Raw genomic sequence first — 13,699 nt, forward strand, 5'->3', positions numbered from 1 at the left:
CAATGAAATACACCGAATCACAATTAGAACAAGCTTTTATTAGCCTTTTGGAAACAGAAGGTTATCAATATATCAATGGGAAGAAATTAGTAAGAACTTCCAATCAAGACGTTTTGATGAAAGATGATTTACGTGCTTTTTTCTTAGCTCGATATCCCGATTTAGAAGAAATTGAATTGGAAAGTTTAATCAATGAATTGGCTTTTCAATCGGCGTCTAATTTATATGAATCCAATAAATACATCTGTAAATTGTTGGCAGATGGGTTGATTTTTAAACGTAACAATCCAGCAAAAAAGGATTTGCATATTCGTTACATTGATATTGATACGGTTAGTAATAACACGTTCAAAATTGTCAATCAATTAGAAATTCTAGGATCGGAACTGCGTATCCCTGATTTGATCTTGTATATCAATGGAATTCCTGTAGTCGTTTTTGAATTTAAAACAGCTATTGAAGAAGAGATTACCATTCACGATGCGTTTAAACAATTAACGATTCGTTACCGCAGAGATATTCCGGAACTGATGAAATACAATGTGTTTTGTGTGATTAGCGATGGTATCAACAATAAATCGGGTACAATCTTTTCACCGTATGAATTTTATTACGGTTGGAACAAAATTACAGGTGACGAGAAAAAAGCGTTGACAGGTATTGAAACCACAACATCTATTGTACATGGAATGCTGAACCAAAATCGGTTAGTTGATATTATTCATCACTTTGTATTGTTTCCTGATACATCAAAAAACGAACTAAAAATTTTAACTCGCTATCCACAATATTACGCTTCTAATAAACTGTATCAAAATATTTTAAAACATCGAAAGCCCGAAGGCGATGGTAAAGGCGGAACCTATTTTGGTGCAACAGGATGTGGGAAAAGTTATACCATGTTGTATCTTTCTCGGTTATTAATGCGCTCAACCGACTTTGCAAGTCCTACAATCATCATTATTTCAGATCGTACAGATTTGGACGATCAATTGTCGAAAGATTTCACCAATGCAAAGAAATTTATTGGCGATGAAAACATCATCAATATCGAATCACGGGCTGATTTAAGAGATCGCTTGCGTGGAATCGAAAGTGGCGGTGTGTATTTAACTACCGTTCAAAAGTTCGCAGAAGATGCAGATATTTTATCAGATAGAACGAATATCATTTGCATTTCGGATGAAGCGCATCGTTCACAAGTTAATTTAGATTTAAAAGTCAAAATTGATGAAGAAAAAGGCGTTACCAAATCGTATGGTTTTGCTAAATATTTGCATGATTCCTTACCCAATGCTACGTATGTTGGCTTTACAGGAACACCTATTGATAAAACCTTAGAGGTTTTTGGAGATGTCATTGATCAATATACTATGTTTGAATCGGTAAACGATGAAATCACCGTTCGTTTGGTTTATGAAGGTCGAGCTGCAAAAGTCAATTTAGATTACAATAAAGTTCAAGAAATTGAACAGTATTATGAAAATGCGGTGGCAGAAGGCGCTTCGGAATATCACGTAGAAGCCAGTCAAAAAGCCATTGCCAAAATGGAAGTGGTTTTAGGCGACAAAGATCGTATCAAAGCGATTGCAAAAGATTTTATCAACCATTACGAAAACCGCATCGAAGAAAAAGCAACCGTTGCTGGCAAAGCCATGTTTGTTTGTGCTTCACGTGGCATTGCTTATAAGTTGTATCAAGAAATTTTGGCATTGCGACCAGAATGGGGCGAAGAGACGCTTACGGAAGGATTAACCGATAGAGAACAAAAGGAAATCAAGCCGATTGAACGTGTCAAAATGATTATGACACGTAACAAGGACGATGAGAAAGATTTGTGGGATTTGTTGGGTAGTAAAGAAGATCGAAAAGAATTAGATCGTCAGTTTAAACAAGTTAAATCCAATTTCAAAATTGCGATTGTCGTGGATATGTGGTTAACTGGTTTTGATGTTCCTTTTTTGGATACCATTTATATTGACAAACCATTACAAACACATAATTTAATTCAAACAATTTCTCGTGTAAACCGTAAATATCAAGGAAAAGATCGAGGTTTGGTCGTAGATTATATCGGAATTAAGAAGAATTTGAATCATGCTTTAGGATTGTTTAATAATCAAACCACCGATGATGATTTTGAAGATTTAAGTCAAGCGGAAATCATCGTGCGAGATCAAGTTGATTTATTGCGTCAGTTTTTCCATCAGTTCGATACTACGAATTATTTTGAAGGTTTGCCTGTGGCACGTTTACAATGTTTAAATAAAGCATCAGAATTGGTGTTACAGACCGAAGAATCAGAAAAATTCTTTGTGAATGTAACCAAGAAATTAAAATCTGCTTACAACTTAGTGAGTGGATCAGAATTATTTACATATAACGAAGTAGATGAAATTCATTTCTACTTTGCAGTGAAATCGATTGTCGTAAAACTAACCAAAGGTGAAGCTCCAGATACGGCTCAAATGAACGCCAAGGTTGCAAGATTGGTAGAAGAAGCAATTATTTCGGAAGGGGTCGAAGAAATCTTTAAGTTAGATGATAATAAAGCAAATGCTATTGATTTGTTTAATGATAAATTCATAGAAAAAATTTCCAATTTAGAATTACCGAATACCAAAATTAAAATTTTAGAACGTTTACTAAAAGAAACCATCAACGATTTTAAGAAAATCAATAAAGTTAAAGGACAAGATTTTTCCGAACGTTTACAAAGCATCATCAACCGATACAACGAGCGGAGCGAACGAGATATTTTAGATTACGACGGCATTCAAGCTGACACTGCGGAGCAAATGTTGGATTTAATCATCAAACTTCGATCTGAAATGGATTCCTTCCAAGATTTGGGTATTGATTATGAAGAAAAGGCTTTTTATGACATTCTAGATTTGATTTGTAAACAATATGGTTTCGAATTTGACAACGAAAAAATGTTGGAGCTAGCTCGTGAAATAAAAAAGATTGTAGACAACGCTGCGAAATATCCAGATTGGGCAGATCGTGACGATATCAAAGCACAGTTAAAAATGGATATTATTGTGAAACTGCATCAATTTGGTTATCCACCCATTACACAAGACGATGTATATAAAAATGTGTTAGAACAAGCAGAGAATTTTAAGAAGAATAGGTGATCTATGTCTGTTAAAAGCGCTAGTAAATTAAATTTTATTATAAATTATGAAATCAATTTTTGCTATTTTTTATAATAAATTGTAACCTTTTCTTTGCCGTCTTTTATAGTGCCTAAATGGTCGCTAAATAGCTTTTGTACGTTATGAACAAAAGGCTTTAATCCTGTGAAATTTCGAAAACTCCTCTGTCTTGTGTCATTTTGAGAAATTTGGTTGTATGGTTCTGAAAAAGTGGATTCAATTTCTTTATAAACTTCTCTTGATAACTTAGTTACTACTGGTGTAAGTGCTCGTATTCTTACACTGGTGCTAAAAGCCCCTTTTAATAAACCCGTTGTTTCTGCATAATCAATTTGCATTGGCCAAGATTGATATTCTGAGAGAAAAGCAACTATTATCTGCCCTAACTCGTGGTTTTCCATACTGTAGTTTGTAAGTATATGCTGAATTAGGTTAGCTTTATTTTCTTGACTAATATTAGGGGATTGAATCATTCTGACAAATGCTTCGTCTTCTATCGATAGATCGGAGAGACTTTCAAAAAATAGATCTAGATGCTTCTCTACATATAAAGAAATTAATTTTGGATATTTAGACTGTATTTCGCTAAACGTGTTAGATGCAAAATTTATGAGACTTTTATCTATTAGATAGTTGATTTTTTCTTCACTAAGTTTATCTATCTCTATTTGATCAGGGTTAAGAGGGAGGGGTTCTAAAAGTGACGAGTAGCTTTCTATTGTTAGTTCATTTCTGTATAGGATTTCATGGCTTATGTTTATTTCATCATCGGAATCAGAATGAGCAGTTAAATCAAATGGTATCTTTTTCAGAGTAGCATAGACTGAAGGTTCATTTAAGTAGGTGGTCAATGTGTCCTCTAGTTCGCCATGATAAAAAAGATATTTCTGTACATTTAACCACGTAGGTACAATACGTTGTTCTTCAAGTAGAAAATCCCAGTATATTTCTGGAACATCTTCAATACTTGATAAAAGAGATTCTTGCTTTCTTATGAAATTTTTAACCATCTCAATATCGGCATCTTTGTTTTTCAATACCATTATTATTGTGTCTTCACTTTCTTTAATATTTAGATCGTTTTTATTTAAAATATTCAAGTAAGTTTCTAAATTGTCGTCAATATAGTTTTTCAAATTGGTAGCGGCCGAAGATAGAATTGTCGTCAGTTGTGCAGATTCCCAGGCTTCTTTAGGGAATGTCTCATATTCTCCAAAATTTTGAATGACATACTTTAGGTTTTGTGAGTTTATTGTATAGCTATTTGATTGATAAGTAGCCTTTAATGCAGTAGGGAGCTTGTCTAGTAGCCTTAAATCATCAAACTTAACATTGAGTTCATCAATTACTTGTACAAGGGTGTCTTGTGTATTCTCCATATACTCCCTTTCATAAAGGTTAGGGATAATTGACATGAACTTGCTAAATTTTTTATTCTTGTTAATATCCATAGAAATTTTTTCAAGAGGAAGGTATTGGATAATTAGACTTGCGTATTGAGCTAATATCTCATCGCCATATAATGACTCATCATAGAGATAGTCCCAGACTTCCGGCCAATAATTTCCCAAAGTGCGGATCAACTCACTTTGATTTTTATTGAGTTTGCGATAATCATCAATAAACAAAATATTTTCATTTTTTCTTAGCAACCCAATAAAGAGACTAATTTCTTCCTCACAACTTTCCTGCTGTAATAACCAGTTTAGAAGATCAAAGTTGAGTATTGCCGTATTTGAATACTGACCAATGCTTATCCATTCTTTATGGATAAGCCCGATATTAGTTAGCTCATGATCATGAGGTAAGGGCTGGCGGTTAAGTACACTCATCACAAAGGACATATCTTTTTCACTCAAACTTCCTTCAATAAAGTGAGAAATATATGGATGATAATACTCATCAATGTAGCCGTTTGACATTAGATAGATAAGAATAGGAGAGATATGACTATCTTCAGGAAATTCGAATTTCCCTCCTGAATCCATAATTTCCTTGAGGCTCTTTCCAGTTGTTACAGCAGTTTCCTTTTTGAGTATCTCAATATTGGCTCTGATTTTATTAATTCCCTCATCATGAAACAAATTAATCTGCTTTTCTCTCTCAGAGTAGTTGTTGTGAGGGTCTACTTCATCTTCTATTTGATTAAAGCTAAAGTCAAGTCTATGCTGAGCGGTAGTATTGTACCCCGAAATTAGATAGGCTAAAGGCTTTCCTCCATCGTGCCACCAAATGAAAGTTTCATCTTCAATAAAGTTAGAGGGATTTTTTTTTCCATCGAAATCTAGAAATCCGTTATGCGGAAGCTTTGATATTGCCTTATAAAGATATAGGGAGCGGAGTTCACTAATATCTTTAATCTTAATAGATTGTATAACTTTAATATCGTTTTGCAAAGCAGCTATATCCTTATTGTTTTTTTCCTTTTGTTCGGTAATATATTTCCTTTTTTTATCTATTACTTTTATAATCATGCCTTTACCTCTGTGGAGGTCAGAAAAATCTTCAGGATGAAGATTTTTAAATATAATTAGAGATAGTAATTTTTCATGATTAAGGTCATTAGATAATTGTTTAGAATAGAGGTTGAATTCGTTGGTGATGTTCAAGAGCATTCGCATGTCCTGAATATATAATGAGACAGCTTTTGATAACTCTTGGCTTATTGGCTTATCAGGTATAATTGAGCTTAATTTACTAGAAAGAGCATCTCCAGCATTAGACACACTAATAATAGGTATTACGGGGATTATTACTTCAAAAAACTTAGTCCTGTCATTGTTTTCAAATATATTGTCGCGAACTGCATATATAAATGTTACCCTATGTTTGACTTGTTTTGAATTATTGATTAAAATGTTTATTTCTCTTAATTTAGTGAAGATTTCTGTGTCGTTAAAACGATCTAGGTCTTCAATGACAACAAGTTTAATTCGAGTGCTTTCAAAGAAATATATAATCTCATCAAGGTGCTTGTTAAAAACAGATCTAATCTCACCATCAGAAATTTCAGCATCTGCTGATACTACGGAAAGTTTGGTAAATCTTAAGTTTCTAATAGTACGATAGAGCTTGTACAATAAATACATCGAACCAAAAATCAATAGGGTTGGAAAAACAACATCTAAGATTGACTTTGTTTTTACGTCAATAAATTTCAATTTATTGAAATAATCTGTTTTAGTAATATATAGATAAGAAAGTATTAAAGTTCCCAAAAAGATAGTTCCTGCCAGCCGGTTATACCAACTTATGGTTCTTATTTTTGCGAATCGCGAATCTGGCAATGAATTACTCTTCTCATGGTATATGAGTTGTTGTAATACACTGAGTTCAACCTTGTTTCTCCACTCTCCGTCGTCATCCTTATTTTCATCAAATGAAGCAAGTGAAACATTCACACTTCTAAATTCTGGATGGCGCTTTTGGAATGTTCTAATCACACTGCTTTTTCCAGATCCATAAGGACCGGTAATTGCAACGTTAGTAACTTTTGGGTTTTTTAGACTCCAAAGTAGCATGTTTGTATATTTTCTTTCATCATCAGCGTAATCAATCGGAGCGAGATCTTCGTAATTTTCAAAGTTTGGGTTGAATGAATGCTGAGTTAAATATGCATCTAGTAGTCTAGTCGATTTACTCAATCGTTCACCGATTCTGATTAGAGTTTTGCTAATTCCTATTTTTATTTTCAGAGGAATTTGAGTAAAGAAGTGATAAAAAGCTCTCCATTCTCTATTCAACCAAGACTTAAGATATTTTAACTTTTTGATTACATTGCTGGGCCGAATATTTTTTTGCTTATTCGAGTTTGACTCTGAGAATTCAGGTTCGGTGGTTGTAACTGTACCTTGGTTGCTTGCCATCTCTGAAAATTAGGTGATGCTTAATTTGTTCATAATTTATTGGTTTTTCATTTCTATACTCATACACCACATTGTCCGGATTATTGTTATCGACAACACCTTCAAGAAGCGTAAATCAATTCCTTTCAGCCAGTTTGCGTAACTTTAAGTTGACTCGATGCATTTTTGCTTCGATATGGTTGATGTTTAGAGTAGTAGAATGATTTAATATCAATTTCAATGCGCTATCCATTAAAGCTTTTCCTTGAAATTCTGGTAGCATTTCATAACCTAATTTTGCATACTCATTTTCAAGGTCGATAAGCCATAATGCAATGGCCCCTGCAAACTCGTTGGTATCAATTGTAATGATGGCGAAAAAATGATTAATTTTCATTCTATCCTCAACGATAACTGGATTTCTTCGAGCGACTTATTTAGAATTCTGTCCAAATATTTCCCCACTTCAGAATTAGACCGCAACCTGTGGACATTCTTAGCATCATCAATGTCTACATATTTTAAAGAAATTTACCCCTTATTCTCTTTATTAACCTCTGCTTTTGTATCACCATCAACGACAACTATTTCTACGACTACATTTTTCATTAGTTTAGATAGGGGAGTGTTAGCCTTCTCCTTAGTTTCAATTTTGTTCTGATGATATTTTATCACTTCCTTTTTTTGTAACCTCCGTTAATGTTAACTCCAGCGCATCACATAGTTTCAAAAGTTTTGAGAAAACAAAATCCTCTTTACCATTTTCCATATCACTGATTTTTGCTCTATCCATTTTAGGGATTTTATCTGCTAGAACCTGTTGAGATAGCTTTAATTCTATGCGCTTATTTTTAAGGTTAGAACCAATTGTTTTAAATAAATCTGAATGTATATCTTCAATCATAAAAAAATATTTTGTGGTTTTACTATCACAAATGTTATTTGTCTGATTTTTCGTACTGTTGAATTAACCATTCCGCATCTACTTTTTTTATAGCTTTTTCAATTATCGAATCAGGAACTTGGTCTTCTAATACATAGATTACTTCTCCTCGGTTCTTTGGGTCAATATCATCTGGAGATTTTCTATATGTTTTTGTATTTTTCACTAGCCCTTTTAGTAATCCACTGCTCCAATCAATGGAGGTTTCTAAATTTAAAATAGGTGGTAGATTTGGGATTATATCCGTATTCGTAAATTTTGTTCCCTTTGCAAAATCTCTTATATATATTATTACATAAGCATTTATAAACTTCGTTATTAGTTTCGGGTCTTTATTCGTCTTTTTATTTTGTTTAATATAGTTTTGGGTTTTCGTATTGACGTATTCTAAATCTAAGGGAGTAAAATTATCACAAATAAAATACTCAATGTTTTTATTAAAAATTTTTGATAAGTGATAAGCTAACTCTATCGATACAGATTTTTTAGCCATAGTTTCAATGCCAGAGTATATTAACCCGACTTCACGAAGTAAATTGTCCAAGTCTTCCTCAGAAAGATTTATATGCTTTCGTGCGATACTCACATTTTTGATAAAAGAATTAGGTATGTTCATGATGTTAAAAAAATATGAGTTCCATTTTTTATTTTACTTTGAAAAATGGAAATGATTAATTATCTTTGATTTATAATTTAAAGCGACACTAAGTGATGGAGCAATCCTACACTAACGATGTCGACTCGTTCTAAATCCGCCAGATTGCCACGAGTTGATTGAGTGATCGCCTATTGCTGGAATTTTCTATCTTCGTGATATATTCCAGTATGGCGTTCCTCGTTAACTTCTGTGGCAACCTTGAATCTTATGATGAAAAGGAGGTTTCTGGCGGAACCATGAACTTAAGTTGCGAGGACGCGTACTGGTATTGTTTTTTACCAGTTGCTATCCTTAAACTTTATAGGGTCACATCGTTTCATAACCATAAAAAATAATTATGATGAATCGAAAAATCACCGCCCCAAGAACCACTACAAACCTGATCCAGGATCAGAGTCCAAGGTTCGCCTTTTGCCAAATTTTAAAGAACAATTTTCGCCCGCCTCAATAAGCGCACAAGTAAAAAAACATAATGCCATAGGTGAGGGTAGCTTGTTCCAAATCAAAAGGACGATTTATGAGTATTGCATAATGGCGTATACACCAGACTAGATACTCAAGATGTCGCACTCTAGATAATTTATAACTAGCTTGTTCCCATCAATATATGGCTTATGTGACTGATTATATTCTATTGGTAGACGGTAATTGTAAACCATAAAACGAAATCAATTGTCACTTTTTTGTGTTGCAACTCTAAATGTACAATCTTTCTTTTATTTAAGCAACTTATTGTCGTCACCTTTTATTGTGATACACCAAAAATGGATAGTCGGTTCTAGTTCTTTAACTAAATTATGCAATAACGAAGACCCTATTATAACCAATTGACGAAGACTTAAAATTGCATTTTTCTTATTTAATTTTTTAACCTGGTTTCCTTAAAGGCCAATACTATGTCCAATTAGTACGGTCTTAAGGGAACCAATTTAAACTCTTAAAATTATGCAAAAATCTTGCACAGGGGAGAGCTATGCGCTATCTCAAGAGAAAGAAATGTTTTCGTATTTGAGTAAAAAGAAGGTTCCAGTTATCAAAAAACCAATTATGATAACACTTTTACCAGAGCGATCATTTAAGAAAAGAATGCCTTATGAAGGGCGGCATGCAGATGCACTGAAAAGCCTTGCCAAAGGAAGACCAAAGGAACGCTATTATTCGTTCCTGAATCCGTCCAAAGAACTGAAAAGTTCATACAGTGCTGTTGTGCGTGATGACCGTAGCGATGTACTCCGGATAACACTGGCTCATATGGCCATCTACGAGTGCTACCTGTTTGCATTTGGACTTCCTGCCAACTTTCCGACAGAGCAGATTATTGTTTATGGCTATGAGCGAGCTAAATATATTCCCTGTAAAATCTGTCCGGACAGTGAAAAGCATCTGTACAATTATGAGCTCACTGTCCCAGCTAATACAGAAAGGGAAGAGTACCGACAACGGATGCTCAACGATCTGAACGAACACTTTCAGTTGGATGTCCGAGTAGAGAAGCTTTCCATAGTGAAAGACAGTCGGCAGATTATGACCAAACGCGGCGAATCCGTCGAGCTCATTTGGCAAGAACAGCCAACGATGATCATGAAAACAAAACAAGTTAGGGTAGCAGCATCAGCAGAAAATAGACTGGCTGCAAATATTTAAGGAAAAAGGATCGTAAGCTTCTTGACACCCTGTTAATCAGGAGTAAAACATAACCTGAAAAAGGGTAAGGGGAGTGTTATGCCTAAAAATTCAAATTATGAAAAGTAAAATAGAATATATAAATAAGCTCTGGAAATACCTCCAGACGCTCTTAAAACCAGGAGGCGAAAACCTTTTGGTTATCAGTAAGATGCTGATGTTAATTCTGATACTGCCATTTCCGATGGTCGGTATTGTACACGATGTACATGCAGCAAATAAGGCGGATGTACAAGTAGATTACGTGCTAAAAGGCACCGTTATATCAGCAGTAGATGGAAAGCCCCTCGAAGGCGTATCCATCAAAGTCGAAGCCGAAAAGGGGAGGAGCTCCACCAAGAAAGATGGAACCTACAGTCTGAATGTCGAGCATAGAAAAGGCTTGGTAAAATTCAGTTACGTCGGTTACAAAAGCCAAGAACTCAATTATACCGTAGGAGTATCATTAAGCGTGAAATTGATACCCGAAGAGAATAAATTAGAAGAAGTAGAGGTAGTATCCACCGGATTCCAGAAGATCCCAAAAGAAAGAGCTACGGGGAGTTTTGAATTTGTAGACAACAAGTTGTTCAATCGGAAGGTGTCGACAGACTTCGTGAGTCGATTGGAGGATGTGGTACCGGGAATAACCGCAAGTAAGGTGTACAATAATAGGGGAGGTTATTTGAATATCAATGTCCGTGGAATGAGCACCATGAGGTCCGAACGGTGGCCACTTGTTGTGGTTGACGGTGTACCATATGAGACATATTATCAAGTTGCTGGAATGGGTGCGTTTAATAACCTCAATCCTAACGATATTGAGAGTGTGACAGTCTTGAAGGATGCCGCAGCATCTTCTATATGGGGAGCACAATCGGGTAATGGTGTTATCGTTGTCACGACAAAGAAAGGCAAGTTCACTCAAGCAATGCAAATTTCCTTTAATGCTAATGTTAGTATTAAGGCCAAGCCAGATCTGTATTATTATCCGCAGATCAAAACCTCTGATTACATCGATATGCAGCAGTTTCTTTTTGATAAAGGGAAATTTAACGGACAGTTTAATACTTGGTATTACAATCCAGAACCCGCAGTTCGGCTGATGGAAGATAGGCGGACTGGTGCCATATCTGAAGCTGAGTTTAACGAAAAAATAGTTAAGCTTAAGGCTATGGATGCGCGTGATGATTTTTTGAAATACATCTACCGGAATGCTGTTAAACAACAATATAATTTCCAACTGCAGACTGGGAGTGAAAAAGCAAATACGCTGTTTTCTGTTGGTTATGATAAGAACTTAAACGATGTGGTAACTTCATCATACCAGCGTTTGAATTTGAAATCTAACTCTCAATTCAAACCAATTAAGAATATGTTGGTGGATATTGGTCTGTTGTATACAGAATCTAAAAACATAAGCTCTAGTGTGCCAGTTGGGTACAATCTATTGGGGAAAGGTTTGCAAAATTATCCCTATATGAAATTGGCAGATGAAAACGGTGAGCCTGCAGTAGTGGAGGCTAACTCCATTAGCAATATATACCGTGATACCGTAGCTGGTGGAAGGCTATTGGATTGGACCTATAGACCATTAAAAGAATTGTACGATTCAAGAGAGACGCAAAAAGTACGTGAGTTGTTTACCAATTTTAACATGAATTATACTTTCGATTTTGGTCTGAGTTTGAATATGCAATATGCCTATCAACGTTCCATGAATCCAAGCGAGGTATGGAGAGGAGTCGGGTCTTTTTATCAACGGGATGCCATTAATGCAGTGGCGAGTTATAATGCGGATGCCGTTACCTGGAACTTGCCAATAGGTGATAACCTGAATATTTTCAACTGGGATAGCTATACCCATCAAAGTAGGGCAACAGCTGAGTATAATAAGAAGTGGAAGGATAGGCATGAAATATCAGTATTTGCTGGGATGGAAGTCCGTAAAACCCATAAAACCTTGACAACGTCACAATATCAAGGTTTTGACCCGGAAACTGGAGCATTTAAGCCAGCACCATATGGTGTTGCAGTTCCATACTTTAACGGTGCTTTTGGAACATTTTATATGCGTGATTATAACCAGTATCAACTATTTCGGAATAATTTTGTTTCTTATTTTGCAAATGCTTCTTACACTTATGTAAACAAATATATATTGAGCGGAAGTTTTCGGAAGGATGCTTCTAATTTGTTTGGTGTTAAAAGTAATGACCGTGGACAGCCTTTCTGGTCAGTAGGCTGTGCTTGGGTGTTTTCTCGAGAACCGTTTTTGGAAAATGGTCCTTTTAGTTTATTGAAGTTGCGTTCCACCTATGGATATAATGGCAATGTCAACAATTCGGTTTCTGCCAACCCAATCATGTCTATAGAAAATGAGGTGAATTACATTAACAGTCAGAAGTATGGAATGATCATGACTCCACCTAATCCTAGATTACGCTGGGAACGAGTAGCTATTACTAATCTTGGGCTTGACTTTGCTATGAAGGGCAATTGGCTCTCTGGTAGTATGGAGTATTATGAAAAAAATGCAAAGGACCTTATCGCTCCCGATAGGATAGATCCGAGTACTGGTTTTACCAGTATGATGGTCAATAGTGCCAACATCAAAACAAAAGGTTGGGATATTTCAATCAATACAATACCTGTCGTGTCAAAAAATTGGACATGGAACAGCAATCTTGTATTTTCTTATGCACGTACAAAAGTGCTTAAAGCTTATGTGCAGAATGAAATTGGGCAGGATTATATCAGTACGGGCTTAGCTAATGTGATGACCCCTATTGAAGGAAGGGATCTGTTTAGTCTGCTTACCTATAAATGGGCAGGTTTGGATCCTGAGACAGGGGCGCCACGCGCATCTCTCAATGGTGAAATTTCCAAAGATTATAGTGCCATTACCAACACGAATGTTAAGGACCTAGAATATCAAGGTTCTACAATCCCTTTGTATACTGGTAGTTTCAGGAACAGTATTCGGTATAAAACAATAGAATTATCGTGGAATATCTCTTACCAACTGGGACATATGTTCCTGCGCGATTCTTATAACAATCACTTATTAGTAAACAGCAGTGTTGGACATAAGGATTATGCACTGCGTTGGAAGAAATCCGGGGATGAGTTGATAACAGATGTTCCAGCTGTAACCTATCCTGCAAATTCGATTGCTAGTAATGTGTTTATAGGATCTTCGGCATTGCTCGAAAGCGGAAGTCAGATTAAACTGCGAGATATTCAATTGACTGTCGATCTTCCGTTTGCTTCCAATTTTAAACTCAAAAATTGTAAAGTATATGGGTATGTTCAAAATGTGGGGACCATCTGGCGTGCGAATAAATGGGGAATCGACAGTGAATACGGTTTTAATATACCTGATCCAATGATGACAGCACTAGGATTTAGTTTTACCCTTTAATCTATC

Annotated in this window: 7 protein-coding genes; 3 read left to right on the plus strand and 4 right to left on the minus strand. The window is 35.4% G+C overall.

Going from position 1 to position 13,699, the window contains the following annotated elements; genetic code table 11:
* The first annotated feature begins 2 nt into the window (after nucleotides 1–2).
* Nucleotides 3–3,140, plus strand: a complete 3,138-nt coding sequence (locus KO02_RS09695; RefSeq protein ID WP_038697879.1) for a type I restriction endonuclease subunit R — start codon at nucleotides 3–5, stop codon at nucleotides 3,138–3,140.
* A 62-nt stretch (nucleotides 3,141–3,202) separates the two neighbouring features.
* Here KO02_RS09695 and KO02_RS09700 read toward each other — a convergent pair whose 3' ends face one another.
* The 4 genes from KO02_RS09700 to KO02_RS09715 form a co-directional block, all read right to left on the minus strand.
* Entirely contained in the window at nucleotides 3,203–7,027 is a 3,825-nt protein-coding gene (locus KO02_RS09700; RefSeq protein WP_038697881.1) for an ATP-binding protein, read from the minus strand.
* 115 nt (nucleotides 7,028–7,142) lie between these two features.
* Entirely contained in the window at nucleotides 7,143–7,403 is a 261-nt protein-coding gene (locus KO02_RS09705) for a GNAT family N-acetyltransferase (RefSeq protein ID WP_038697884.1), read from the minus strand.
* A gap of 249 nt (nucleotides 7,404–7,652) precedes the next feature.
* Nucleotides 7,653–7,910 (minus strand): helix-turn-helix domain-containing protein, encoded by a 258-nt coding sequence (locus tag KO02_RS09710; protein ID WP_051959847.1) that lies wholly within the window; start codon nucleotides 7,908–7,910, stop codon nucleotides 7,653–7,655.
* Between the two features lie 34 nt (nucleotides 7,911–7,944).
* Entirely contained in the window at nucleotides 7,945–8,565 is a 621-nt protein-coding gene (locus KO02_RS09715; protein ID WP_038697886.1) for a hypothetical protein, read from the minus strand.
* 987 nt (nucleotides 8,566–9,552) lie between these two features.
* Between KO02_RS09715 and KO02_RS09720 the strand changes: the two genes are divergently transcribed.
* Both KO02_RS09720 and KO02_RS09725 read left to right on the plus strand, forming a co-directional pair.
* Nucleotides 9,553–10,251: a hypothetical protein gene (locus tag KO02_RS09720; protein ID WP_038697888.1), complete on the plus strand. Its 699-nt coding sequence runs from the start codon at nucleotides 9,553–9,555 to the stop codon at nucleotides 10,249–10,251.
* Nucleotides 10,252–10,348: 97 nt separating this feature from the next.
* Entirely contained in the window at nucleotides 10,349–13,693 is a 3,345-nt protein-coding gene (locus KO02_RS09725; protein WP_038697890.1) for a SusC/RagA family TonB-linked outer membrane protein, read from the plus strand.
* Nucleotides 13,694–13,699: the final 6 nt, after the last annotated feature.

Origin of the sequence: Sphingobacterium sp. ML3W (assembly GCF_000747525.1) — a bacterium.
GTDB lineage: Bacteria > Bacteroidota > Bacteroidia > Sphingobacteriales > Sphingobacteriaceae > Sphingobacterium.

Bases quoted from the DNA above. Each gene is read 5' to 3' on its own strand.
- KO02_RS09705 (WP_038697884.1), bottom strand. From the start codon at position 7,403: ATGAAAATTAATCATTTTTTCGCCATCATTACAATTGATACCAACGAG.
- KO02_RS09710 (WP_051959847.1), bottom strand. From the start codon at position 7,910: ATGATTGAAGATATACATTCAGATTTATTTAAAACAATTGGTTCTAAC.
- KO02_RS09700 (WP_038697881.1), bottom strand. From the start codon at position 7,027: ATGGCAAGCAACCAAGGTACAGTTACAACCACCGAACCTGAATTCTCA.
- KO02_RS09695 (WP_038697879.1), top strand. From the start codon at position 3: ATGAAATACACCGAATCACAATTAGAACAAGCTTTTATTAGCCTTTTG.
- KO02_RS09715 (WP_038697886.1), bottom strand. From the start codon at position 8,565: ATGAACATACCTAATTCTTTTATCAAAAATGTGAGTATCGCACGAAAG.
- KO02_RS09720 (WP_038697888.1), top strand. From the start codon at position 9,553: ATGCAAAAATCTTGCACAGGGGAGAGCTATGCGCTATCTCAAGAGAAA.
- KO02_RS09725 (WP_038697890.1), top strand. From the start codon at position 10,349: ATGAAAAGTAAAATAGAATATATAAATAAGCTCTGGAAATACCTCCAG.